This is a genomic window from Streptomyces sp. NPDC001513 (assembly GCF_042894695.1).
In the GTDB taxonomy this organism is placed as follows: domain Bacteria; phylum Actinomycetota; class Actinomycetes; order Streptomycetales; family Streptomycetaceae; genus Streptomyces.
Genome location: NZ_JBIAVU010000005.1, coordinates 506,856 through 530,032, shown reverse-complemented (window position 1 = coordinate 530,032; position 23,177 = coordinate 506,856). Strand labels below are relative to the sequence as shown.

At 71.8% G+C, this 23,177-nt stretch carries 18 protein-coding genes and 1 tRNA gene; 8 read left to right on the top strand and 11 right to left on the bottom strand.

The annotated features are described in order from the left end of the window. Window positions 1-58: 58 nt before the first annotated feature. From hutI to hutU, 4 genes are all read right to left on the bottom strand, one after another. On the bottom strand, window positions 59-1,237 hold the full coding sequence (gene hutI / locus ACFYZ4_RS14325) for an imidazolonepropionase (protein ID WP_351298936.1): 1,179 nt from the start codon (window positions 1,235-1,237) through the stop codon (window positions 59-61). A 102-nt stretch (window positions 1,238-1,339) separates the two neighbouring features. Beyond that, window positions 1,340-2,680 carry a formimidoylglutamate deiminase gene (locus tag ACFYZ4_RS14320; RefSeq protein ID WP_351304452.1) on the bottom strand — a complete coding sequence of 447 codons (1,341 nt, stop codon included), beginning with the start codon at window positions 2,678-2,680 and terminating at the stop codon, window positions 1,340-1,342. Next, on the bottom strand, window positions 2,671-3,861 hold the full coding sequence (locus ACFYZ4_RS14315) for an allantoate amidohydrolase (protein ID WP_351304461.1): 1,191 nt from the start codon (window positions 3,859-3,861) through the stop codon (window positions 2,671-2,673). The genes ACFYZ4_RS14320 and ACFYZ4_RS14315 overlap by 10 nt, the downstream gene beginning before the upstream one ends. Window positions 3,862-3,872: 11 nt before the next feature. After that, window positions 3,873-5,537 (bottom strand): urocanate hydratase, encoded by a 1,665-nt coding sequence (gene hutU, locus ACFYZ4_RS14310; protein WP_351304455.1) that lies wholly within the window; start codon window positions 5,535-5,537, stop codon window positions 3,873-3,875. 104 nt (window positions 5,538-5,641) lie between these two features. Here hutU and ACFYZ4_RS14305 point away from each other — a divergent pair, with 104 nt between their 5' ends. After that, the gene (locus ACFYZ4_RS14305) at window positions 5,642-6,997 is read left to right on the top strand and encodes a diaminopimelate decarboxylase (protein ID WP_351304458.1); all 1,356 of its coding nucleotides are present in this window, start codon (window positions 5,642-5,644) and stop codon (window positions 6,995-6,997) included. Window positions 6,998-7,228: 231 nt separating this feature from the next. Here ACFYZ4_RS14305 and ACFYZ4_RS14300 read toward each other — a convergent pair whose 3' ends face one another. Continuing rightward, the gene (locus ACFYZ4_RS14300) at window positions 7,229-8,071 is read right to left on the bottom strand and encodes a MurR/RpiR family transcriptional regulator (RefSeq protein ID WP_351292358.1); all 843 of its coding nucleotides are present in this window, start codon (window positions 8,069-8,071) and stop codon (window positions 7,229-7,231) included. Between the two features lie 170 nt (window positions 8,072-8,241). On the opposite strand from ACFYZ4_RS14300, the gene ACFYZ4_RS14295 reads away from it, so the two are divergent. Beyond that, complete coding sequence (locus ACFYZ4_RS14295) at window positions 8,242-8,616, top strand: hypothetical protein (protein WP_351292356.1); 375 nt, start codon at window positions 8,242-8,244, stop codon at window positions 8,614-8,616. 297 nt (window positions 8,617-8,913) lie between these two features. On the opposite strand, the gene ACFYZ4_RS14290 is transcribed toward ACFYZ4_RS14295, so the two are convergent. Then, window positions 8,914-10,296 (bottom strand): cystathionine beta-synthase, encoded by a 1,383-nt coding sequence (locus ACFYZ4_RS14290; RefSeq protein ID WP_030016498.1) that lies wholly within the window; start codon window positions 10,294-10,296, stop codon window positions 8,914-8,916. A gap of 128 nt (window positions 10,297-10,424) precedes the next feature. Here ACFYZ4_RS14290 and ACFYZ4_RS14285 point away from each other — a divergent pair, with 128 nt between their 5' ends. The 3 genes from ACFYZ4_RS14285 to ACFYZ4_RS14275 all read left to right on the top strand — a co-directional run bounded on the left by ACFYZ4_RS14285 (window position 10,425) and on the right by ACFYZ4_RS14275 (window position 14,205). Further along, entirely contained in the window at window positions 10,425-11,438 is a 1,014-nt protein-coding gene (locus ACFYZ4_RS14285; protein WP_351292354.1) for an SGNH/GDSL hydrolase family protein, read from the top strand. Window positions 11,439-11,742: 304 nt separating this feature from the next. Next, a complete protein-coding gene (locus tag ACFYZ4_RS14280) occupies window positions 11,743-12,963 on the top strand; it encodes an acetyl-CoA C-acetyltransferase (RefSeq protein ID WP_351292352.1) in 1,221 nt (406 codons plus the stop codon). A 426-nt stretch (window positions 12,964-13,389) separates the two neighbouring features. Beyond that, window positions 13,390-14,205 (top strand): hypothetical protein, encoded by an 816-nt coding sequence (locus ACFYZ4_RS14275; protein ID WP_351292364.1) that lies wholly within the window; start codon window positions 13,390-13,392, stop codon window positions 14,203-14,205. On the opposite strand, the gene ACFYZ4_RS14270 is transcribed toward ACFYZ4_RS14275, so the two are convergent. Beyond that, the gene (locus ACFYZ4_RS14270; protein ID WP_351292350.1) at window positions 14,189-14,533 is read right to left on the bottom strand and encodes a hypothetical protein; all 345 of its coding nucleotides are present in this window, start codon (window positions 14,531-14,533) and stop codon (window positions 14,189-14,191) included. The two genes, ACFYZ4_RS14275 and ACFYZ4_RS14270, sit on opposite strands and share 17 nt — an antisense overlap. A 101-nt stretch (window positions 14,534-14,634) precedes the next feature. Here ACFYZ4_RS14270 and ACFYZ4_RS14265 point away from each other — a divergent pair, with 101 nt between their 5' ends. Next, window positions 14,635-14,865, top strand: a complete 231-nt coding sequence (locus ACFYZ4_RS14265; RefSeq protein WP_351292348.1) for a DUF4287 domain-containing protein — start codon at window positions 14,635-14,637, stop codon at window positions 14,863-14,865. 115 nt (window positions 14,866-14,980) lie between these two features. Here ACFYZ4_RS14265 and ACFYZ4_RS14260 read toward each other — a convergent pair whose 3' ends face one another. Both ACFYZ4_RS14260 and ACFYZ4_RS14255 read right to left on the bottom strand, forming a co-directional pair. Then, on the bottom strand, window positions 14,981-15,832 hold the full coding sequence (locus tag ACFYZ4_RS14260; protein ID WP_351292346.1) for a Bax inhibitor-1/YccA family protein: 852 nt from the start codon (window positions 15,830-15,832) through the stop codon (window positions 14,981-14,983). A gap of 146 nt (window positions 15,833-15,978) precedes the next feature. Continuing rightward, window positions 15,979-16,060, bottom strand: a tRNA-Leu gene (locus tag ACFYZ4_RS14255). A 408-nt stretch (window positions 16,061-16,468) separates the two neighbouring features. Here ACFYZ4_RS14255 and ACFYZ4_RS14250 point away from each other — a divergent pair. Continuing rightward, on the top strand, window positions 16,469-17,233 hold the full coding sequence (locus ACFYZ4_RS14250; protein ID WP_351292362.1) for an ABC transporter ATP-binding protein: 765 nt from the start codon (window positions 16,469-16,471) through the stop codon (window positions 17,231-17,233). 58 nt (window positions 17,234-17,291) lie between these two features. Further along, window positions 17,292-19,844, top strand: coding sequence for an ABC transporter permease (locus tag ACFYZ4_RS14245; RefSeq protein WP_390784004.1), 2,553 nt, complete (start codon window positions 17,292-17,294; stop codon window positions 19,842-19,844). A 79-nt stretch (window positions 19,845-19,923) separates the two neighbouring features. Here the strand turns inward: ACFYZ4_RS14245 and ACFYZ4_RS14240 are convergent, their stop codons facing one another. Both ACFYZ4_RS14240 and ACFYZ4_RS14235 read right to left on the bottom strand, forming a co-directional pair. Then, window positions 19,924-21,363 (bottom strand): cyclopropane-fatty-acyl-phospholipid synthase family protein, encoded by a 1,440-nt coding sequence (locus ACFYZ4_RS14240; protein WP_351292342.1) that lies wholly within the window; start codon window positions 21,361-21,363, stop codon window positions 19,924-19,926. Between the two features lie 145 nt (window positions 21,364-21,508). Further along, entirely contained in the window at window positions 21,509-22,885 is a 1,377-nt protein-coding gene (locus ACFYZ4_RS14235) for an NAD(P)/FAD-dependent oxidoreductase (RefSeq protein ID WP_351292340.1), read from the bottom strand. Window positions 22,886-23,177: the final 292 nt, after the last annotated feature.

Sequence of the window (23,177 nt, the reverse complement as noted above, 5' to 3'; positions counted from 1 at the left end):
AGGTACGCCCGGGGTCTTACGGAGGGAAGACAAAGGACAGCCCCGGATTGACCGTTCGTCAGTGCACCCGGCGGCCCCGCTGCCAGACGCCCGAGACGAGCGGAACTCCCGGGCGGTAGGCGAGGTGGACGTGGCTCGGGGCGTCCAGCAGGGCCAGGTCGGCGCGGGCTCCGGGGGTCACCGTGCCGATGTCCGCGCGGCGCAGGGCGCGGGCTCCGCCGGCGGTGGCCGACCACAGGGCCTCGTCGGGGGTCATCCGCATGTCGCGGACGGCGAGGGCGATGCAGAACGGCATGGAGCTCGTGTACGAGGAGCCCGGGTTGCAGTCCGTGGACAGGGCGACGGTGGCGCCCGCGTCGATCAGGCGGCGGGCGTCGGGCCACACCGCGCGGGTGGAGAACTCGGCGCCGGGCAGCAGCGTGGCGACCGTGGTCGCGGCGGCCTGGGCGAGCGCGTCCACGTCGGCGTCGGTCAGGTGGGTGCAGTGGTCGGCGGAGGCGGCCTCCAGCTCCACGGCGAGCTGCACGCCGGGCCCGTAGGACAGCTGGTTGGCGTGCACGCGCGGGCTCAGGCCGGCGGCGGCGCCCGCGGTGAGGATCGCGCGGGCCTGGTCGCCGTCGAAGGCGCCCTTCTCGCAGAAGACGTCCACCCAGCGGGCGTACGGGGCGCAGGCCGCCAGCATCTCGCCGGTGACGAGGTCCACGTACGCGGCCGGGTCCTCGGCGTAGTCCGGGGAGACGATGTGCGCGCCGAGGTAGGTGACCTCCTCGGTGTGCGCGGCGGCGATGCGCAGGGCACGGGCCTCGTCGGCGACGGTGAGGCCGTAGCCGGACTTGGTCTCGAAGGTGGTGGTGCCCTGGCGGCGGGCCTCGTCGAGATGGCGCACCAGGTTGGCCTCCAGCTCGGCGTCGGTGGCGGCGCGGGTGGCGGCGACGGTGGTGCGGATGCCTCCGGCGGAGTAGGCGCGGCCCGACATCCGGGCGTTGAACTCCTGGGTGCGGTCGCCGGCGAAGACGAGGTGCGAGTGGGAGTCGACGAAGCCGGGGATGACGGCGCGACCCTGCGCGTCGAAGGCCTCGTCGGCGGCCGGCGCCTTGGCGGCGGGGCCGACCCAGGCGATCTTGTCGCCGTCGATGACGACCGTCGCGTTCTCGATCAGGCCGAGGGGGGAGCCGTCTCCGACGGAGGGGTCGTTGGTGACGAGGCTGCCGATGTGGGTGATGGCGGTCGTGGTCATGGGTTCCTCTCGTAACTGGGGCTCCGCCCCAGACCCCGCGCCTCAAACTCCCCCAGCTACCGCTGGGGGAGTTTGAGGCGCGGGCGCGGAGCTCCGTATCTGTCAGCCGCGGAGGGCCGCGATGGACTCGGCGAGGGCCGTCGGGACGTCCCCGACGAGGGTGTGGGCGCCGTCGCGGACGATGTGGCGGCCGGCCACGACCGTGTGGCGGACGTCGGCGGCGGAGGCGGCGAAGACCGCCGTCTCGGCGCCGAGCCGCGGCAGGGCACCCGCCGTGCGGACGGAGTCCAGCGCGATCGTGGTGAAGTCCGCGAGCGCGCCCGCCTCCAGGCGGCCCGCGTCGGCCAGGCCGAGCGCGGCGTGGCCGTCCTCGGTGGCGGCCGCGAGCAGGGCGTTGGCCGTCCAGTGCCCCCGGGTACGGCTGCGCAGGCGCTCGTTGAGCTCCATCGCGCGGGCCTCCTCCAGCAGGTCGATCACGGCGTGGCTGTCGCTGCCGAGCGAGAGCGGGCTGCCCGCGTGCTGGAGGCGGGTCGCCGGGCCGATGCCGTCGGCGAGGTCGCGTTCGGTGGTGGGGCACATGCAGGTGCCCGTGGTGGTGCCGCCGAGCAGGGCGATGTCCGCGTCGGTGAGGTGCGTGTTGTGGACGCCGGTGGTGCGCGGGCCGAGCACGCCGTGGTCGGCGAGCAGCTGGGTCGGGGTGCGGCCGTGGGCGGCCTGGCAGGCGTCGTTCTCGGCGGTCTGCTCCGAGAGGTGGACGTGCAGGGGCGCCCGGCGCTCCTCGGCCCAGCCGGCGACGGTGGCCAGTTGGTCGGCGGGCACGGCGCGCACCGAATGGATCGCGGCGCCGATCAGGGCGTGCTCGCGGGGCTTCAGGGCGGACGCGCGCTCCGCCCAGGCCTCGGCCGTGCCGTCGGAGAAGCGCAGCTGGTGGCTGTTGGGGGCCTCGCCGAAGCCCGAGGACAGGTACGCGGTGTCCAGGAGCGTGATCCGGATGCCGGCCGCCGCGGCGGCCTCGATCAGGGCCTCGCCCATGGCGTTGGGGTCGGCGTACGGGGTACCGCCGGGCGCGTGGTGGACGTAGTGGAACTCGCCGACGTTGGTGATGCCGGCCAGCGCCATCTCGGCGTACACGGCGCGGGCGAGCGCGAAGTAGCTGTCCGGGGTGAGGTTCTGGGCGACCTTGTACATGAAGTCGCGCCAGGTCCAGAAGGTGCCGGAGCCGACCTGGACCGTGGAGCGCAGGGCCCGGTGGAAGGCGTGGCTGTGCGCGTTGGCCAGGCCCGGGATCGTCAGGCCGCGCAGCACCTCGGCGCCCGGCGGCGGGGTCTCGACCCCGGTGCGCAGGGCGCCGATGCGTCCGTCTTCCGTGACCTCCAGGGCCACGCCCGGCTCGACATGGGTGCCGAGCCAGGCGTGCTCCAGCCAGTACGTCGTCAACGACATGCCAGGCCTTCCAGTACGTCGGCGAGGGCGAGGACGCCGGCCACGCAGTCGTCCTCGGCGGCGAACTCCCGCGGGGAGTGGGAGACGCCGGTGGGGTTCCGTACGAACAGCATCGCGGTCGGGACGGCCGCGGAGAGGATTCCGGCGTCGTGTCCCGCCCCGGTGCCGAGGACGGGGACGGCCCCGCCCAGGATCCGGTTCATCTCGTCGCGCAGGGCGTGCTCGAACTCGACGACCGGGGTGAAGGACTCCCGGACGATGCCGAGGTCGATGCCGTCCTGGTCGGCGCGTTCACGGGCGGCCTTCTCGATGGCGGTGACGACCGTGTCGAGGGTGGCCTGGTCGGCGGCCCGGGAGTCGAGCCAGCCGCGCACGAGGGAGGGGATGGCGTTGACCCCGTTGGGCTCGACCGAGATCTTCCCGAAGGTGGCCACGGCCCCGGCGAGGGCCGCCTCGGTACGGGCGGCCAGGACGGTCGCCGCGTACGTGAGCATCGGGTCGCGGCGGTCGACCAGCCGGGTGGTGCCGGCGTGGTTGGCCTCGCCGCGGAAGTCGAACCGCCAGCGGCCGTGCGGCCAGATCGCGGAGGCGATGCCGACGCGGTCCCCGGACAGGTCCAGGGCCCGGCCCTGTTCCACGTGGAGCTCGACGAAGGCGCCGATGCGGGCGAGCCGTTCGGGGTCGGCCCCGATGGCCTCGGGGTCGTAGCCGGCGGCCTCCATGGCCTGGGGCAGGGAGATCCCGTCGGCGTCGCGGAGCTCGTACGCCTTCTCCTTGGTCAGCTGCCCGGCGGCGAGCCGGGAGCCGACGCAGGCGAGGCCGAAGCGGGCGCCTTCCTCGTCACCGAAGTTGGTGATGGCGAGCGGCCTGGAGAACTCCGCGCCCCTCTTGCGGAGCTCGTCCAGGGCCGCGAAGGAGGACACCACTCCGAGGGGGCCGTCGAAGGCCCCGCCGTCGGGGACGGAGTCCAGGTGGGAGCCGGTGACCACGGCGTCCCCCGCGAGGGGGTCGCCGAGCCAGGCCCACTGGTTGCCGTTGCGGTCGGTCTCGTACGTCAGCCCGCGCGCCTCGGCCTGCTCCTGGAACCAGGTCCGGCAGTCGGCGTCGGCCCCGCTCCAGGCGTAGCGGCGGTACCCGCCGCTGTCGGCGTGGCGGCCGATGGGCGCGAGCTCGGCCCACATCTCGTGGAAGGTCACGCGTCGTCGCCCTCACGCATGGGGACGCGGACGCCGCGCTCGTCGGCGACGGACTCGGCGATGTCGTAGCCGGCGTCGACGTGGCGGATGACGCCCATGCCCGGGTCGTTGGTGAGGACGCGGCGGATCTTCTCGCCGGCCAGCGGGGTGCCGTCGGCGACGGTGACCTGGCCCGCGTGGATGGAGCGGCCCATGCCGACGCCGCCGCCGTGGTGGATGGAGACCCAGGAGGCGCCGGAGGCCACGTTGACCATGGCGTTGAGCAGCGGCCAGTCGGCGATGGCGTCGGAGCCGTCGAGCATGGCCTCGGTCTCGCGGTACGGGGAGGCCACCGAACCGCAGTCGAGGTGGTCGCGGCCGATGACCAGCGGGGCGGCGAGGGTGCCGTCGGCGACCATCTCGTTGAAGCGCTCGCCGGCCTTGTCGCGCTCGCCGTAGCCGAGCCAGCAGATGCGCGCGGGCAGGCCCTGGAAGTGGACGCGCTCGCCCGCCATCTTGATCCAGCGGTGCAGGGACTCGTTCTCCGGGAAGAGCTCCAGCATCGCCTTGTCGGTCTTGTGGATGTCCGAGGCCTCGCCGGACAGGGCGGCCCAGCGGAAGGGGCCCTTGCCCTCGCAGAACAGCGGCCGGATGTAGGCGGGGACGAAGCCGGGGAAGGCGAAGGCGCGGTCGTAGCCGGCCAGCTGGGCCTCGCCGCGGATGGAGTTGCCGTAGTCGAAGACCTCGGCGCCGGCGTCCATGAAGCCGACCATGGCCTCGACGTGCGTGGCCATGGACTCGCGGGCGCGGGTGGTGAAACCGGCCGGGTCCTTGGCGGCGTAGGCGGCCATGTCGTCGAAGTCGACGCCGACGGGGAGGTACGCGAGCGGGTCGTGGGCCGAGGTCTGGTCGGTCACGATGTCGATGGGCGCGCCCTCGGCGAGCATCTGCGGGAGCAGCTCGGCGGCGTTGCCGAGCAGGCCGATGGAGAGCGGCTTGCGGGCGTCGCGGGCCTCGACGGCCAGCTGGAGGGCGTGGCGCAGGTTGTCGGCCTTGACGTCGAGGTAGCGGTGCTCGATGCGGCGGTCGATGGCGCGCGGGTCGACGTCGATGCAGATCGCGACGCCGTCGTTCATCGTCACGGCCAGCGGCTGGGCGCCGCCCATGCCGCCGAGGCCGGCGGTGAGGGTGATGGTGCCGGCGAGGGTGCCGTTGAACTTCTTCGCGGCGACGGCGGCGAAGGTCTCGTAGGTGCCCTGGAGGATGCCCTGCGTGCCGATGTAGATCCACGAGCCGGCCGTCATCTGGCCGTACATGGTCAGGCCCAGGTGCTCCAGGCGGCGGAACTCCTCCCAGTTGGCCCAGTCGCCCACCAGGTTGGAGTTGGCGAGCAGGACGCGCGGCGCCCACTCGTGGGTCTGCATCACGCCGACCGGGCGGCCGGACTGGACGAGCATCGTCTCGTCCTGCTTGAGGGTCTGGAGGGTGCGGACCATGGCGTCGTACGAGCGCCAGTCGCGGGCGGCCTTGCCGGTGCCGCCGTAGACGACGAGCTTGTCGGGGTGCTCGGCGACCTCGGGGTCGAGGTTGTTCTGGAGCATCCGCAGCGCGGCCTCCTGCTGCCATCCCAGGGTGCTGAGCTCGGTGCCTCGCGCGGCACGTACGGGGCGGGGTCCTGACATGGCGGTGCCTCCTCCGATGTTGGTATATCCATTCACATCCTGACGTCCTGAATAGATTCAGTCAACAGCTGCGGGCGGCCCCGTCGAATGATGGGATGACGGACATGGCTGCACACACGCATGCGGACGAGGACGCCGCCGCGCGTCGGGATCTGGCCGTACGGGCCGCCGTCGAACAGGGACTCGTGGGCGGGGCCGACTCCGCGGAGCCCCTGACCTGTCTGCTGGACACCGCCGGGATCCGGTCCTCCGCCGCCGCCCTGACCAGCGCCTTCGCGGACGCCCTGGCGCCCGGCACCCCCGTCCTGCACGCCTTCGCCGTCAAGGCCGCCCCGCTCGTCCCGGTCCTGCGGCTGCTCGCGGACGCCGGGCTCGGCTGCGAGGTGGCCAGCCCCGGCGAGCTGGCGCTGGCCCGGGCGGCCGGGGTGCCGGCCGGGCGGACCGTCCTGGACTCCCCCGCCAAGACGGTGGCCGAACTGCGCGAGGCCCTGGCCCTGGGCATCGCCGTCAACGCCGACAACCCGCAGGAACTGGAACGGCTCGACGCACTCGTCGGAGCGGGCCCGGCCCGGTCCCCGATCGGCGTACGGATCAACCCGCAGACCGGCGCCGGGACCATCGACGCGCTGTCCACCGCCACGTCGACCTCGAAGTTCGGGATCGCGCTACGGGATCCCGGCGCGCGCGAGTGGCTCGTACGGGCGTACCTGGACCGGCCCTGGCTCACCCGCCTGCACGTCCACTCCGGCTCCCAGGGCGTCCCCCTGGCCCTGATCGCGGAGGGCGTACGGGAACTGCACGCACTGGCCGAGGAGATCAACGAGGCGGCCGGACGCCGCCAGGTCGACACCCTCGACATCGGCGGCGGCCTGCCGGTGAACTTCGCCTCGGACGAGCACACGCCCCGGTTCGACACGTACGTGGCCGCGCTGCGCGAGGCGGCCCCCGGGCTCTTCTCCGGCGCGTACGGCCTGGTCACGGAATTCGGCCGGGCCCTGCTGGCGAAGCACGGGCTGGTGCTGGCCCGGGTCGAGTACACCAAGACCAGCGGCGCCCGGCCGATCGCGCTCACGCACGCCGGGGTGCAGTTGGCGACCCGCACCGCGTACGCGCCTGCGGCGTGGCCGGTGCGGATCCTGGCGTACGACGCGAAGGGCGTCCCGCGGGGCGGCGAGCCGGTGGCGCAGGACGTCGCGGGGCCGGCCTGCTTCGCGGGGGACCTGCTGGCCACGGCGCGCGAGCTGCCGCGGCTCGCCCCCGGCGACCTGATCGGTGTCCCGGACACCGGCGCGTACTTCTTCACGGCCCACTACGGCTACAACAGCCTCCCCCGCCCGGCGATCCACGGCTTCACGGTGGGCCCGGAGGGCCGTGTCCGCTTCGCGCTGGCCCGCCCGGCGCAGTCCGTCGAGGCCATCGTCGCGGAGGCGGGCGCCGCCCACGCCGAAGCCCTGCTGTAACCGCCGCGGGGGGCCCGGCGCGCTTCAAAACCTGGGGCTCCGCCCCAGACCCCGCTCCTCAAACGCCGGAGGGGCTGGATTTTCCAGCCCCTCCGGCGTTTGAGGAGCGGGTCCGGGCAGAGCCCGGCGGGGTTCGGGGCGGAGCCCCGGTGTTTTCAGCCTCGCCGGCGATTGAGGCGCGGGGGCTGGGGCCGAGCCTCGGGCTATTGGCCGCGCCGGCGGTGGAGGCGGCTATTCCACGAAGAGGCCGCGCGCGGCGGCTCGGGCGTCGAAGGCTTCCAACCGGGCCTGCGCGTCCGGGAGCGCGTCCGCCATGGCCTCCAGCAGCACCCGCCCCAACAGCATCGGCGCGCACGCCGTGTCGAAGGCCAGCCCCGTCCCGACCGGCGCCGGGATCAGCAGGTCCGAGTGGCGGGCCACGGGCGCGAAGGCCGAGTCGGCGACCGTCACCACGGTCAGGCCGGCCGCCCGCGCGTGCTCCAGCGCCTCCGCCACCTCCCGGGGATGCCGCGGCAGCGCGAAGCACAGCAGTGCCGAGGCCCCCGCCCCGGCGGCCGCGTCGATGCGGTCGGCGAGCATCGAGCCGCCCTCGTCGAGGAGGCGTACGTCCGGGTGCACCTTGGCGGCGAAGTACGCGAACCCGCGCGCCTGCGAGGACGCCGCCCGCAGCCCGAGCACCGGCAGCGGGGCCGAGGCGGCGAGCAGCCGCCCCGCCTCCTCCACCGGCGCGGGATCGGCGAGCATCTCCGCCAGCTGCCGCAGGTTCTCGATCTCGCCCAGGACGGCCTGCTGGTACTCGTTGTACGAGTCCTCCTGCGCGGCCTCGACCCGCTCGGCAGGGGCCACCTCGCGCAGGTGCCGGCGCAGTGCGGGGTATCCGTCGAAGCCCAGCGCCACCGCGAACCGGGTCACCGACGGCTGGCTCACCCCCGCCAGCTCGGCGAGCTCGACGCTCGACAGGAAGGGCACCTCCGCCGCCCCGCGGACCATGCAGTGCGCGATCCGCCGCTGCGTGGGCGTCAGCCGGTGCCCCTCGAACAGCTTCTGCAGCCGCGCGGCCGGGCTGTCGCTCATTCCCGTCCCCTCCGTCCCCGTGGATCCATTCAGTCACCGAGCACTCTGCATGTGGTTATGCAGCTCGGCAAGCCGCGCCCGCGATACGGATGCGGATGCGGAGGCGGATGCGCGGGGATACGGGGGCTAGCCCCAGTGCCAGGGGCCGCGGCGCTTCCTACGGTGGGGGTATGGACGCCCACGCCCAAGAGCTGAAGAAGGAACTCGACGCCACGCTGGACGCCCGGCGGGAGCTGGGTCCGGAGTACGAGGCCGCGCTGGTGGACTCGTTCGTCGAGAAGGTCGACACCCAGGTCCGGCGGCGCCTCGCGGAGGAACGCCTGGCCGCGGCCCGCGGCGAGACCCGCCCCTCCGCCTCGCCCGCGGACGGGAACTTCGGCGAACGCTTCGGCTTCGCGATCATCACGCTGGTGCTGGCGGTGCCGCTGTCGGCCATCGCCGCCGCGCAGGCGGACTTCAGCGGTCTGCTGGTCGCCTGGGCCGGGATCGTGGGCGTGAACTTCATCCACGCCAACAAACGGTTCCGGCGCCGGTCCGCCGAATAAGGCCGGACAAGATTGTGCGCGGGGACCGCCGCACCCTCGGTTGCCCGAGGGGCGGGACGACGGCGGTCCCCGCGAAGGACACGGCCGGGTCAGGGCCGTCCGCGTCCGTGACGTCCGCGCGGTCCGGGAGCCGCTCCGGAGGTACGCGTACGCCGTTCGGTGGTGCCGGCCGGGTTCCGGTCTCCCGGTCTCCCCTGCCGACAACCACCACTGTGCCCCAGCCGTGTTAAGCCGGTGCTGCCGTCACGTGTCATGCCCGTACCGTTTGCACGAAGGCCACGCGCGGCCCCGTACGGGCTACTTGGCGGACTTGGCCAGGAACGCCAGCAGGTCCTGACGGCTCACCACACCGGTGGGCTTGCCCTCGACGAGCACGATCGCCGCGTCGGCCTCGCCGAGCACCGCCATCAGTTCGGACACCGGCTCGCCCGAGCCGACCTGCGGCAGCGGCGAGCTCATGTGCTTCTCCAGCGGGTCGGTCAGGGAGGCCCGCTGCGCGAACAGCGCCGCCAGCAGCTCCTTCTCGACGACCGAGCCGATGACCTCGGCGGCCATCACGTCCGGGTGACCGGCGCCCGGCTTGACGATGGGCATCTGCGAGACGCCGTACTCCCGCAGGACCTCGATGGCCTCGCCGACGGTCTCCTCGGGGTGCATGTGGACGAGGGAGGGGATGCCACCTTCCTTGTCGTTCAGCACGTCACCGATGCGCGCGGCGGGACCGGCCTCCTCCAGGAAGCCGTGTCCCGCCATCCACTCGTCACTGAAGATCTTGCTGAGGTAGCCGCGGCCGCTGTCCGGCAGCAGGACGACGACCACGTCGTCCGGGCCCAGGCCCTCGGCGGCCTTGAGCGCGGCCACGACGGCCATGCCGCAGGAGCCGCCGACGAGCAGGCCCTCCTCCTTCGCCAGGCGGCGGGTCATCTGGAAGGAGTCCTTGTCGGACACCGCGATGATCTCGTCCGTGACGTTCGGGTCGTAGGCGGTCGGCCAGAAGTCCTCGCCGACGCCCTCGACGAGGTACGGGCGGCCGGAGCCGCCGGAGTAGACGGAACCCTCGGGGTCGGCGCCGATGACCTTGACCTTCCCGCCGCTGACCTCCTTGAGGTAGTTGCCGGTACCGGAAATGGTGCCGCCCGTGCCCACGCCCGCGACGAAGTGGGTGATCTTCCCGTCCGTCTGGTCCCACAGCTCGGGGCCGGTGGTCTCGTAGTGCGAACGGGGGTTGTTCGGGTTGCTGTACTGGTCGGGCTTCCAAGCGCCGGGCTCGCGCGCGAGGCGGTCGGACACGTTGTAGTACGAGTCCGGGTGCTCGGGGTCGACGGCGGTCGGGCAGACCACGACCTCGGCGCCGTACGCGCGCATCACGTTGATCTTGTCCATGGACACCTTGTCAGGGCAGACGAAGATGCACTTGTAGCCCTTCTGCTGGGCCACGATGGCGAGTCCTACACCCGTGTTGCCGCTGGTCGGCTCCACGATGGTGCCGCCGGGCTTGAGGGCTCCGCTCTGCTCGGCGGCCTCGATCATCCGTACGGCGATCCGGTCCTTCACGGATCCACCGGGATTGAAGTACTCGACCTTCGCAAGGACGGTGGCCTGCAGGCCTTCGGTCACACGGTTGAGCTTCACCAGCGGGGTGTTGCCGACGAGGCTGATCATCGAGTCGTGGAATTGCACCATGTTCTCCAAGGAGGGGACTCCACGGGTTCTCCGGGAGGTCTGGCCAGAGTATGCGTAAAGGGATTGGCCGACCGTGCGTACGGGGCAGGTAGGGATCAATGAGGACCGAGGAGGTGGCCTGAAGGGTGTCCAGGGCGAGAACGGCCCGCCGGATCGCGGCGGGGGCAGCGTACGGCGGGGGCGGACTCGGACTGGTCGGGGCCGCCGCGGTGGGTCTGGTGCTGGCCGAGGTGCAGTTCGCCAAGCGGACCGTGGGCACGGGGCTGGGGGAGCCGCCGCGCGCCGACGGGCTGTACGGGAGCGAGTTCGGCGGCCCGGAACAGAGCCCGGGACCGCTGCGCCTGGGCATGCTGGGTGACTCCACGGCCGCGGGGCTCGGCGTACGGCGGGCCCGGCAGACGCCGGCGGCCCTGCTGGCGTCCGGGCTGGCGGCGGTGGCCGAGCGCCCGGTGGAGCTGCGCAACGTGGCCCTGTCGGGGGCCATGTCGGACGATCTGGACCGGCAGGTGGGGCTGCTGCTGAACGACGAGGCACCGGCCCCGGACGTGTGCGTGATCATGATCGGCGCGAACGACGTGACGCGCCGGATGCCGCCGACCCACTCCGTGCGCTGCCTGACCACGGCCGTGCGGCGGCTGCGGATGGCGGGGGCCGAGGTCGTCGTGGGCACCTGCCCGGACCTGGGAACGATCGAGCCGGTGTACCAGCCGCTGCGCTGGGTGGCCCGGCGGGTCTCGCGGCAGCTGGCCGCCGCGCAGACGATAGGAGTGGTCGCGCTGGGCGCCCGTACGGTCTCCATGGGTGACCTGCTGGGCCCGGAGTTCGCCGCGAACCCGCGCGAGATGTTCGGCCCGGACTCCTACCACCCGTCGGCGGAGGGGTACGCGACCGCCGCGATGGCCGTGCTGCCGACGCTGTGCGCGGCGCTCGGCCTGTGGCCGGAGTCGGACCGGCTGGACGTGTCCCGCGACGAGGACATGCTCCCGGTGGCGAAGGCCGCGTCCGCCGCGGCGGGCCAGGCGGGCACCGAGGTCACGGCCGCCCGCGGCCCCTGGGTCCTCCTCAAACACCGCCGCCGCCGCCGCGTACAGGCCGAAGACCCCTCATCCCCACCCGCCGGCGTCTCGGGCCCCACCTGACCACCCTTCCAGCCGCCCCCATCAGCCCCGCCGGCGCTTGAGGCGATCTTTCAGCCCCTCCGGCGTTTGAGGAGCGGGGTGCGGGGCGGAGCCCCGCTCTTTCAGCCTCGCCGGCGTTTGAGGCGCGGGGTGTGGGGCAAGGCCCCACCAGCGGCGCCGCACGTCTCGAACGCGTCGGGCCCCGCCCAAGGCACCGCACCCCCCGCGGGAGCGACCGGCATCACACCCCCACCCCGGTGACCTCGACCGTACGGGGCGGTAACTTCGCATGCGGTCCCGCAACGACGCACCCCTTGGAGTCCCGATGCCCGAAGCCGTCATCGTTTCCACCGCCCGCTCTCCCATCGGGCGCGCCGGCAAGGGGTCCCTCAAGGACGTCCGCCCGGACGACCTGACCGCGACGATCATCCAGGCCGCCCTCGCCAAGGTCCCCGAGCTGGACCCGCGCCAGATCGACGACCTGATGCTCGGCTGCGGCCTCCCCGGCGGCGAGCAGGGCCACAACCTGGCCCGCATCGTGGCCGTGCAGATGGGCATGGACTACCTGCCCGGCACCACGATCACCCGCTACTGTTCCTCCTCGCTCCAGACCTCCCGCATGGCGCTGCACGCCATCAAGGCCGGCGAGGGCGACGTCTTCATCTCCGCGGGCGTCGAGGCGGTCTCCCGGTTCGCGAAGGGCTCCTCGGACGGCCTGCCGGACACGCACAACCCGCTCTTCGGCGACGCGGAGGCCCGTACGGCCGCCGTCGCGCAGAGCGAGGGCTCCGCCTGGCACGACCCGCGCGCGGACGGCCTGATCCCTGACGCCTACATCTCGATGGGGCAGACCGCGGAGAACCTGGCCCGCCTCAAGGGCGTGACCCGCCAGGACATGGACGAGTTCGGCGTGCGCTCGCAGAACCTCGCCGAAGAGGCCATCAAGAACGGTTTCTGGGCCCGCGAGATCACCCCGGTCACCACCCCGGACGGCACGGTCGTCTCGACCGACGACGGCCCGCGCGCCGGCGTGACCCTGGAGGGCGTGCAGGGCCTCAAGCCCGTCTTCCGTCCCGACGGCCTGATCACGGCCGGCAACTGCTGCCCGCTCAACGACGGCGCCGCGGCGCTGGTCATCATGAGCGACACCAAGGCCCGCGAGCTGGGCCTGACCCCGCTGGCCCGGATCGTCTCCACCGGCGTCACCGCCCTCTCCCCCGAGATCATGGGCCTGGGCCCGGTCGAGGCGTCGAAGCAGGCCCTGAAGCGGGCCGGCTTGACGGTCGGCGACATCGACCTCTTCGAGATCAACGAGGCCTTCGCGGCCCAGGTCATCCCGTCGTACCGGGACCTGGAGATCCCCCTCGACAAGCTGAACGTCAACGGCGGGGCCATCGCCGTCGGTCACCCCTTCGGGATGACCGGTGCGCGCATCACCGGCACTCTGATCAACAGCCTGCAGTTCCACGACAAGCAGTTCGGCCTCGAGACGATGTGCGTCGGCGGCGGCCAGGGCATGGCCATGGTCATCGAGCGCCTGAGCTGAGCCGTAGCGGAGGGTAGGGGTCGCACCGAGGAACGAGGGGCGGCACCTGCCCGCAGCGGTGGCGAAGCTCAGCGCGACCAAGAAAGCGAGCGCCTGAGCTAAACCTGTCGGTTTGAACTGATCCAAAGCGATCTGATCAAGAGCAGGCCCCAGTCGCCGCAAGGGATCCGGCCGGATCCCCTGCGGCGTACTGACACCGGATCTAATCCCGTCGCGGCCGACCTGTGACCGAATCTCCCCCAGGATGTGACCTATCTCCTGGGGGATTGGCATTTGTGCAGGTCAGCGGCAGTACAGGGGGCGTCGGTGTGACCAAAGCCCTGTCCAATTCGTGACGTAATGCACTGCACGCCATTCCCAGGTCGGGACACTCTGATGTAGGAAGTCGGGGGATCGAATCACCTCAGGAGTTAGCCAGTGAGCGCCATGTCTCTTGCCCTGCTGCTGACCACTGCCGCCGCCGCGGCCGTGGGCGCTGCTGCGCTGCACGCCGTCCACGGTCTGCGCAAGCAGGTCACCGCCCTGCGCACCGAGCTGGCGGCGCCGGTCCACCACCGCGGTGCGACCGTCCCGCACGCCCGCAGCGCGGTGGAGTCCCCCGCCGCCGAGATACGAGCCGCCGTGGCCGAGGCCCTCGCCGAGGAGCGCGAGCGCGAGCTGGCCGAGGCGCGCGCCTTCTGGGCCGCGCAGGAGGCCCGTGACGCCGCCGACGCCCCGTCGCTGCTGGGCGGCCTGTCCGGGCTCGGCGAGGACAGCCCCGTCTTCCTGCCCCGGCAGGCCGACATGGTGGGTCTGGAGTCCGTCCTGGGCGAGGAGGTCCTCGACGAGCTCCCCGGCTACCCCGAGGACTCGGCCGAGCTGGCCGCCGCCCGCCGGCGCCACCCCTCGCACCCCGACTTCGTACCGGTCCAGGCCTCGCACCCGGGCGCCGACCACGAGCGCACCGTCAACCGCCTGGAGGAGCTCGCGGAGGCCCGTACGGCCCTCGCGGACGTCCGCCCCGGCCCGCTGGGCACGCTCGACGTGTACGTCTTCACCGACGGCACGACGCTCTGCATGACCCCCGGGCACCGGGAGACCGCGGAGCGCCTCGCCGAGGCCCTGCGTTCGGGCACCGCCCCGGTCCTGCTGGGCGGCTCGGGCATCTCCGGCGCCTACGCCCTGACCTTCTCCTGCGGTGACTCCGAGGACCCCGACAGCAACGTCTACATCCTCGCGGACCGCGTCATCGCATCGCTCTGATCTCCGCCTGCTCCACCAGCCCCACGGCCTCGTCCAGCACCTCGGACGGGGCCGTCGCGCCGTCCGGGCCGGCCGGCGCGGCGCGCAGCGCCTCGGCGAGGTCCAGTCCGGTCACGGCCACCTGGTCCCCGACGACGAAGATGCCGGCGTCCGGCAGCTCCCGCGGCGCCTGTCCGGGGGTCTCCAGCCGCTGCGCCCGTACGGAGAGCTCGCGGGCCAGCTCCAGGGCCGCGGCGGCGGCTCCCTGCTGCAGGCGGCTCTGCGGCGCGGCCCGCAGCCGGTCGGCGAACCGTTCCACGACGGCGGTCAGGGGCGAAGTATCAAGCACCCGGCCGACCTTACGCGCCGCCCGGGCACCATTGCCAACGGGCGAACTCTCCGGCACGGTGGCGTGAAGAGAACAGCACGGCGATACCTCCGGAGGCGCCCATGTCCGTAGAGTTCTCCGAACACACACACCGCAACATGATCGACAGAATCCCCCAGACCACCGGTCGTGAGGTCTCCGACTGGCTCCGCACCGTCGACGAAGGCCCCTCACTCGTCCGGTTCGAGGAGAAGGTCAGCTGGCTCCGCGGCGCGCACGAGCTGTCGTACGGCCAGGCCAAGGCGATCATCCACGAGTACGACCTGCGCAGAGCAGCGCGCCGGTTCGGCTGACCCCCTCCCCCGACCCCCGTTCCCCTGGACGCGGGAAGGCCCCGCGAGCGGTGTGCTCGCGGGGCCTTCCCCATGCCGTGTGGCGTGCGCAGGCCGGGGTGGCCTGCGGGTCCTGCTAGTCGTCGCCCGAGAGGATCGAGAAGATGCGCAGCATCTCCACGTAGATCCACGCCAGGGTCACGGTGAGGCCGAAGGCCGCCAGCCAGGACTCGTCGCGCGGGGCGCCGTAGGCGATGCCGTCCTCGACCTGCTTGAAGTCCAGGGCGAGGAAGCAGGCGCCGAGGATGACGCCGATGGCACCGAACAGCAGGCCGAGGCCGCCGCTGCGGAAGCCGAGGCCGTCACCGCCGCCGAAGACCGCGAACAGCGTGTTCGTGAGCATCAGGAGGATGAAGCCGAGCGTCGCGGCCATCACGAAGCCGTAGAAACGGCGCGTGACGCGGATCCAGCCCATCTTGTACCCGAGGAGCACGGCGGCGAAGACGCACATCGTGCCCATCACGGCCTGGATGACCACGCCGGGGCTGAGGTAGGTGCTGACGGCGGCGCTGATGACCCCGAGGAAGACACCCTCGAAGGCCGCGTAGGCCAGGATCAGGCCCGGGGAGGCCTTGCGCTTGAAGGACTGAATGATCACCAGGACGAAGGCCACAAGGCCCGCGGCGAAGCCGATGCCATACGACTTGCCGAGGTTGGCCGGGTCGACCGGCAGCAGCACCCAGGAGAGGGTTGCCGTGACGATGAGCGTGCCGAGCGTCATGGCCGTACGGCTCACGACGTCGTCGATGGTCATCGCGTCGGCGCGCGCCGGTGCCTGCGGCATACCCGTGGTCGGGTCGGTCGCGTACGGGTTCGTCGCGTACGGGTTGGTCCCGGCCTGCTGGTGCTGCGGCGCTTCAAAGCCCGCGTGGCCACCGTTGTCGCGGCTGAACCCCCGTCGCGAGAAGACCGGGTTACTGCTCCTCATCTCACTCCTCCGTGGCCACCGAGCGCGGCCTTGCAACAAGAGTAATGCGCTCGCAAAGAAAGCACCCTACTGCTGGAGGAGGATCTTAGGAGAAGGCAGGGCGAAGCGCAGGAGATAAAAGAGCGGGCCTCGCGAGAGCTGCGGAGTGCCCGGAGCCGGACTTGAACCGGCACGGCCCGAAGGCCAGCGAGGTTTAAGCTCGCCGTGTCTGCATTCCACCATCCGGGCAGGGCGTGGCGGCCCCCGTGGAAAAGCCTTCAACGCTTGATCCGAGCCTATCCGTAACACCGTCGTCGTTGATCGCCCGTCAACCCGATGTTGTCTGATTTTATTGGCGCTTGAGGGATCGTCAGACCCGAGAATGCACGGTCGGCCCGTTCTGGGCGCCGCTCACCACCTGTACGGGATTGACGGGATTTCGACGGCCCCGCCACCCCGCGCGCCACCCTCCGCGCCACCCCGGGCCACCGCCCCGCCGATCAGGGCTCCTGTCATACCAGAGGAGGAGGAGCGAGGCCCCTTGTCAGACTCCAGTGGGCCGGGAAACAAGCTCGGCGGCTGATCCGGAGCGGGGGTGCTCGCGGCGAGGATGGGAACGTCCCGCACCGCAGATCGAGGAGCCGTCCTGTGACCACCATGAACTACGCCCCGCACACCACTCAGGCCGTGGCCGCCCGCGCCACCGGCCTCTCCAAGGTGTACGGCCAGGGCGAGACCCAGGTGGTCGCCCTGGACAACGTCTCGGTGGACTTCGGGCAGGGGCAGTTCACCGCGATCATGGGCCCCTCGGGCTCCGGCAAGTCCACGCTGATGCACTGCGTCGCCGGCCTGGACACCTTCTCCGCCGGCTCCGTCCGCATAGGCGAGACCGAGCTGGGCGCCCTCAAGGACAAGCAGCTCACCCAGCTGCGCCGGGACAAGATCGGCTTCATCTTCCAGGCCTTCAACCTGCTGCCGACGCTGACGGCCCTGGAGAACATCACGCTCCCCATGGACATCGCCGGCCGCAAGCCCGACAAGCAGTGGCTGGACAACGTGATCAACATGGTCGGCCTCGCCGGCCGTCTGGGCCACCGCCCCACCCAGCTCTCCGGCGGCCAGCAGCAGCGCGTGGCCGTGGCCCGCGCCCTGGCCTCCCGCCCCGAGATCATCTTCGGTGACGAGCCCACCGGAAACCTCGACTCCCGCTCCGGCGCCGAGGTCCTCGGCTTCCTGCGCAACTCGGTGCGCGAGCTCGGCCAGACCGTCGTGATGGTCACCCACGACCCGGTCGCCGCCTCCTACGCGGACCGCGTCATCTTCCTGGCCGACGGCCGGATCGTCGACGAGATGTACGGGCCCACCGCCGACGGCGTGCTCGACCGCATGAAGGCGTTCGACGCCAAGGGCCGCACCAGCTGACCCGGGATCTCCCTCCCCGCCCTCCTCCAGACCTCCAGCCCCAGGACTGAGATCCCCCATGTTCCGTACCGCCCTGCGCAACGTCCTCGCGCACAAGGCCCGGCTGCTGATGACGGTCCTCGCCGTCACCCTCGGCGTCGCCTTCGTCTCCGGCACCCTCGTCTTCACCGACACCCTCAAGAAGTCCCTCTCCGGCCAGTCCGCCAAGAGCTACGAAGGCGTGGCCGTCTCCGTCACCTCGTACGGCCAGGGCCGCGACGACAACGGACAGAAGGAGGGCGAGCCCGGCCTCAGCCAGCAGACCCTCGACAAGGTCAAGGCCCTCGGCGGGGTCGACTCCGTCTCCGGCCGCGTCTCCGGCTTCGCCGGCGTCGGCGACGAGAAGGGCAAGCTGATCGGCGCCGGCTGGTCCAACAAGGGCTCCAACTACGCCCCCGTCAAGGACGGCAAGGACCCGCACTACGTCTTCACCCAGGGCGCCGGCCCGGCCAAGGCCGACGAGATCGCGCTCGACAAGGCGACCGCCGACGCGGGCAGCTACCACGTCGGCGACAAGGTCCGCGTCGCCACCAACGGCCCGGTCAAGGAGTACTCCCTCGCCGGTGTCTTCACCACCGAGGACGGCGCCGTCCAGGCCGGCGGCAGCCTCGTGCTCTTCGACACCAAGGTCGCCCAGGAGCTCTACCTCAAGCCCGGCTACTACCAGGAGCTGTCGGTGGCCGCCAAGGCCGGCGCCTCCGCCGACCAGCTGCTCGCCGAGATCAAGCCGCTGCTCGACGACAAGCACACCAAGGCGCAGACCGGAGCGGCCCTCGCCAAGGAGCAGGCCAAGCAGATCGAGAAGGGCATGAGCAACATGAGCACCATGCTGCTCGTGTTCGCCGGCATCTCGCTCTTCGTCGGCATCTTCCTGATCTACAACACCTTCACCATGCTGGTCACCCAGCGCACCAAGGAGCTGGCCCTGCTGCGCGCCGTCGGCGCGAACCGCGGCCAGGTCATGCGCTCGGTCCTCGCCGAGGCCCTGGTCGTCGGCGCCGTGTCCGCCGCCATCGGCCTGCTCAGCGGCCTCGGCCTGGCGATCGGCATGCGCTCCCTGATCGGCTCCTTCGGCGCCAAGCTGCCGGGCGGCGACCTCGTCGTCGCCCCGGGCACCATCATCGCGGCCCTGGTCATCGGCGTCCTGGTCACCACGCTGGCCGCGCTGCTGCCCGCCTGGCGCACCGGCCGGATCGCCCCCGTCGCCGCCATGGGCAGCGCCCACCTGCCGGCCTCGGCGAAGTCCCTCATCGTGCGCAACGTCATCGGGTCCGTCATCGGCGTCCTCGCCGTCGGCCTGGTCCTGCTGGGCGTGTCCACGGGCGGCTCCAGCGGCCGCATGATCATGGGTGCGGGCGCGTTCTTCATGCTCATCGGCCTGATCGTGCTGCTGCCGCTGCTCTCCAAGCCGGTCATCTCGGCGGTCCGCCCGCTGCTCCAGAAGGCGTTCGGGGTTCCCGGCAAGCTGGCCGCGCAGAACGCCGTCCGCAACCCGCGCCGCACCGCCGTCACCGCCGCCTCCCTGGCGATCGGCCTGACCCTGGTCACCACCCTGTCCGTGCTCGGCATCACCGTCGGCAAGGTCGTCGACCGCATGAGCACCGAGAAGCTCAAGGCGGACTACCGGGTCTCCATGGCGAGCGACATCGGCAGCCTGGACAAGTCGGTGGCCGACACCCTGGCCAAGGCCCCCGGCATCAAGGCGGTCTCCCCGCAGGCCGCCGGCTTCCTCAAGATCGGCGAGGACTTCCGCTCGGCCTCCGGTGTCACCCCCGGCGCCATCGACCAGATGCTGAACATCGAGGTCGTCAGCGGTTCGATGGACGCCCTCGGCAAGGGCGAGCTGGCGGTCGCCGAGAAGACCGCCAAGAAGGCGAACCTGGCCGTCGGCTCCACGCTCCAGGTCCAGTTCGACGACGGCCAGCAGGGCACCCTGAAGGTCGGCGCGGTCTACAAGGACCTGGAGGGCCTGCTCTCCCCGTACGTCATCGACAACAAGATCCTCGGCGCCCACAGCGAGGAGCAGTACATCCCCCAGGTGTACGTCAACGTCGACGGCGGGGCCTCCGCCGCCGGCCAGCAGAAGGTCATCGACGCCCTCGGCAAGAACCCGGCCATCACCGTCGCCACCCAGCAGGACATGCGCAACGAGATGGGCGGCATGATCAACACCATGCTGAACGTCATGTACGGCCTGCTCGGCATGGCGCTGATCATCTCGGTGCTCGGTGTGGTCAACACCCTGGCGATGTCCGTCTTCGAGCGGACCCAGGAGATCGGCATGCTGCGGGCGATCGGTCTCGACCGCAGCCGGGTGAAGAACATGATCCGCCTGGAGGCCGTGGTGATCTCTCTCTTCGGCGCGGTCCTGGGTGTCGCCATCGGCGTCTTCCTCGCCTGGGCCGTCGGCACCACGATCGCGAAGTCCATGCCGAACTACGAGCTGGTCCTCCCGTGGGACCGGATCGGCATCTTCCTCCTGCTGGCCGCCGTGGTCGGCGTCCTGGCCGCCATGTGGCCGGCCCGCAGCGCCGCCCGCCTGAACATGCTGACCGCCATCAAGACCGAGTAGCGGGACGCGGGACGACGACGAGACAGGGCCCCGGGGCAACACGCCCCGGGGCCCTGCCCGTTGTGCACATACGTTTCGGCTACGGGGTTTGCGCCACCCCCCAGGTGCGCAGCCGCAGCGGCAGGCCCGCGTCGCCGCCCGCCGCGGGCTTCACCGCGAGGACCTGGTTGACCCCGAGCCGGCCGTGCTCGAAGCCGAGCGCGCAGGCCGCCATGTAGAGCTGCCAGACCCGGGCCCGGCCGGGCGAGGTCAGCCGTACGGCCTCGTCCCAGTGCTCCTGGAGCCTGGCCACCCAGGCCCGCAGGGTCAGCGCGTAGTGCTCGCGCAGCGCCTCCACGTCGCGGACCTCGAAGCCGGCCCGCTCCAGTTCGCCCACGGTGGTGCCGAGCGGGGAGAGCTCCCCGTCGGGGAAGACGTAGGCGTCGATGAACTCGTCGATCCGGTACGCCTCCTCGTCCGGCTCCGGCCGGCGGGCGATCTGGTGGTTCAGCAGCCGCCCGCCGGGGCGCAGCAGGGCGTGCAGGGTGCGGGCGTACTCCCGGTAGCGGTCGGATCCGACGTGTTCGGCCATCCCGATGGAGGAAATCGCGTCGTACGGGCCGTCCCTGACGTCCCGGTAGTCCTGGATGCGCAGCTCGACGAGGTCGGCCAGGCCCGCCTCGGCGACCCGTTTGCGGCCGTACGCGGCCTGCTCGCGCGAGAGCGTGATCCCGGTGACCCGGACCCCGTACTCGCGGGCCGCGTGCAGCGCCATGGAGCCCCAGCCGCAGCCGACGTCGAGGAGGTGGTCACCGGGGCGCAGGTCGAGCTTGCGGCAGACCAGGTCGAGCTTGTCCCGCTGGGCCTGCTCCAGGGTGGAGCCGGGGCTCCAGTAGGCGCAGGAGTACACCATCGAGGGGCCGAGCACCCGCTCGTAGAAGTCGTTGCCGACGTCGTAGTGGTGGCTGATGGCCTGGCGGTCGCGCCGCTTGCTGTGCCGCTGCCCGCCCCGCCGGACCGCCTCCTCGGCGGGGGGCGGGGGCGGCGGCAGGGGTCCGGCGAGCGCGATCAGCTCCCGTACGGCCGCCCGGTGCGCCGGGTCCCGCCATTTGGCCCCCGGCAGCTCGGGCAGCCGGGGCAGCCGCGGGCGGGCCGCGATGCCCTTGCGGGCCGTGTGGGGCCCCGGACGCGCGCCCGGCGCCACGGTGGCCGCAGGGGGGCGTTCCGGGCGCGCCGGGAGCTCCCCCGGCCCGGTGGGCAGCGGGGCGCGCCCGCGTTCCCACAGGACCCCCGCCACGTGGTCCAGCAGGTCGAAGAGGTCACCCTCGACGGTCAGTTCCCCCGCCACCCAGGCGCGGGCCAGGCCCAGTTCGCCGGGCTTCCACAGCACCCGCCGCAGGGCGCGGCGGTCGTGGACGACGAGCACGGGGCCGGTGGGCGGGCCGGCCTCGCTGCCGTCCCAGGCCCGGACGCGCACCGGCAGCGGGGCACCCAGCAGTGTCTCGGCAACAGCAGCCAGCCGCGGCGCGGCGTCGGTCATGGCGCACCTCCACAAAAGCTCCGACCCCTCCGTCTACCCATCCCGGGGCCCGGGTACGCCGAAGGGGCCGCCCGCACCACGGATGGCGGGCGGCCCCTTCGGGGACGTGCAGGTGTCGCTCAGGGTCCTGCCGGCTGGTGCCGGGTCAGGAAGCCTTGGCCTTCTGGGCCGTGGCGGCCGGAGCCGGGGCGGGCTTGGCGGCCTCGTAGAACTCCTCGCGCGGGGTTTCGAGAGCACCCAGCGAGACGACCTCGCGCTTGAGGAACATGCCGAGGGTCCAGTCGGCGAAGACGCGGATCTTGCGGTTCCAGGTCGGCATGGCCATGCCGTGGTAGCCACGGTGCATGTACCAGGCGAGCCGGCCCTTGAGCTTGATCTTCATCTTGCCCATGACGATCATCGCGACGCCCTTGTGGAGGCCGAGGCCCGCCACCGCACCCTTGTTGGAGTGCGAGTACTCCGACTGCGGGAAGCCCCGCATGCCCGAGATGACGTTGTCGCCGAGGACCTTGGCCTGGCGCAGCGCGTGCTGGGCGTTCGGCGGGCACCAGGCGTTCTCGACGCCGGCCTTGCGGGCGGCCATGTCGGGAACCTGGGCGTTGTCGCCGGCGGTCCAGATGTAGTCCGTGCCCGTGACCTGGAGGGTCGGCTGGGCGTCGACGTGGCCGCGGGGGCCCAGCGGCAGGCCGTAGCGGGCCAGCACCGGGTTGGGCTTGACGCCGGCGGTCCACACGATGGTGTTGGAGTCGACCTCGAGGCCGTTCTTCAGCACCACGTGGCCGTCCACGCAGGAGTCCATGGAGGTGTTGAGGTAGATCTCGATGCCGCGGGACTCGAGGTGCTCCTTGCCCCAGGTGCCGAGCTTGGGCCCGACCTCGGGAAGGATCTTGTCGGCCGCGTCGACCAGGATGAAGCGCATGTCCTCGCGCTTGATCGTGGAGTAGTACTTCGCGGCGTCGCGGGCCATGTCCTCGACCTCGCCGATCGTCTCGGCACCGGCGAAGCCGCCGCCGACGAAGACGAAGGTGAGGGCCTTGCGGCGGACGTTCTCGTCCGTCGTGGACTCGGCCTTGTCGAGCTGCTCGAGGACGTGGTTGCGCAGGCCGATGCCCTCTTCGACGCCCTTCATACCGATGCCCTGTTCGGCGAGGCCGGGGATCGGGAAGGTGCGGGAGACGGCGCCGAGCGCGATCACCAGGTAGTCGAAGGGCAGCTCGTACGCCTCGCCGACGAGCGGCGTGACGACGGCGACCTTGCGGTCCTGGTCGATGCTGGTGACCCGGCCGGTGAGAACCTCTGCCTTGGGCAGCACGCGTCGCAGCGGGACGACGACGTGCCGAGGCGAGATGCTGCCTGCGGCCACTTCGGGGAGGAAGGGCTGGTAGGTCATGTACGACCGCGGGTCGACGACCGTGACGGTCGCCTCGCCATAGCGCATCTTCTTCATGATCCGCTTGGCCGCGTACAGGCCTACGTACCCACCTCCTACAACGAGGATCCTGGGACGCTCCGTGGTGCTCATGGAAACGAGTATCCAGCACCCAAAGGGGTGTCGCTCGTGAGCCCCTTCACAAGGAGTCGGAAGGCCTCTGCTACACTCCGCCGCCCACGTGACGGACGTCATGGCGCGCAACGGGAACCACCGTGTAACGGGAGTCGTTGTTCACCCGTCCTGAACTGGCCTCCAAGGCCTCAACCGGACTGGACCACAGGGGTTCGTCCATACCTCTGACGCGGAACCCGCAGCGTCCGCCGATCGCACGAACAGGCACAGAAAAGGGCCCGAGGGCCTCCGGAGAGGCCCAAACGGCCCT

Excerpts from the sequence above, each read along its gene's own strand:
- hutI (WP_351298936.1), bottom strand. The coding sequence starts at position 1,237 with ATGACCACGACCGCCATCACCCACATCGGCAGCCTCGTCACCAACGAC.
- ACFYZ4_RS14320 (WP_351304452.1), bottom strand. The coding sequence starts at position 2,680 with ATGTCGTTGACGACGTACTGGCTGGAGCACGCCTGGCTCGGCACCCAT.
- ACFYZ4_RS14315 (WP_351304461.1), bottom strand. The coding sequence starts at position 3,861 with ATGTGGGCCGAGCTCGCGCCCATCGGCCGCCACGCCGACAGCGGCGGG.
- hutU (WP_351304455.1), bottom strand. The coding sequence starts at position 5,537 with ATGTCAGGACCCCGCCCCGTACGTGCCGCGCGAGGCACCGAGCTCAGC.
- ACFYZ4_RS14305 (WP_351304458.1), top strand. The coding sequence starts at position 5,642 with ATGGCTGCACACACGCATGCGGACGAGGACGCCGCCGCGCGTCGGGAT.
- ACFYZ4_RS14300 (WP_351292358.1), bottom strand. The coding sequence starts at position 8,071 with ATGAGCGACAGCCCGGCCGCGCGGCTGCAGAAGCTGTTCGAGGGGCAC.
- ACFYZ4_RS14295 (WP_351292356.1), top strand. The coding sequence starts at position 8,242 with ATGGACGCCCACGCCCAAGAGCTGAAGAAGGAACTCGACGCCACGCTG.
- ACFYZ4_RS14280 (WP_351292352.1), top strand. The coding sequence starts at position 11,743 with ATGCCCGAAGCCGTCATCGTTTCCACCGCCCGCTCTCCCATCGGGCGC.
- ACFYZ4_RS14275 (WP_351292364.1), top strand. The coding sequence starts at position 13,390 with ATGTCTCTTGCCCTGCTGCTGACCACTGCCGCCGCCGCGGCCGTGGGC.
- ACFYZ4_RS14265 (WP_351292348.1), top strand. The coding sequence starts at position 14,635 with ATGTCCGTAGAGTTCTCCGAACACACACACCGCAACATGATCGACAGA.
- ACFYZ4_RS14260 (WP_351292346.1), bottom strand. The coding sequence starts at position 15,832 with ATGAGGAGCAGTAACCCGGTCTTCTCGCGACGGGGGTTCAGCCGCGAC.
- ACFYZ4_RS14250 (WP_351292362.1), top strand. The coding sequence starts at position 16,469 with ATGAACTACGCCCCGCACACCACTCAGGCCGTGGCCGCCCGCGCCACC.
- ACFYZ4_RS14245 (WP_390784004.1), top strand. The coding sequence starts at position 17,292 with ATGTTCCGTACCGCCCTGCGCAACGTCCTCGCGCACAAGGCCCGGCTG.
- ACFYZ4_RS14240 (WP_351292342.1), bottom strand. The coding sequence starts at position 21,363 with ATGACCGACGCCGCGCCGCGGCTGGCTGCTGTTGCCGAGACACTGCTG.
- ACFYZ4_RS14235 (WP_351292340.1), bottom strand. The coding sequence starts at position 22,885 with ATGAGCACCACGGAGCGTCCCAGGATCCTCGTTGTAGGAGGTGGGTAC.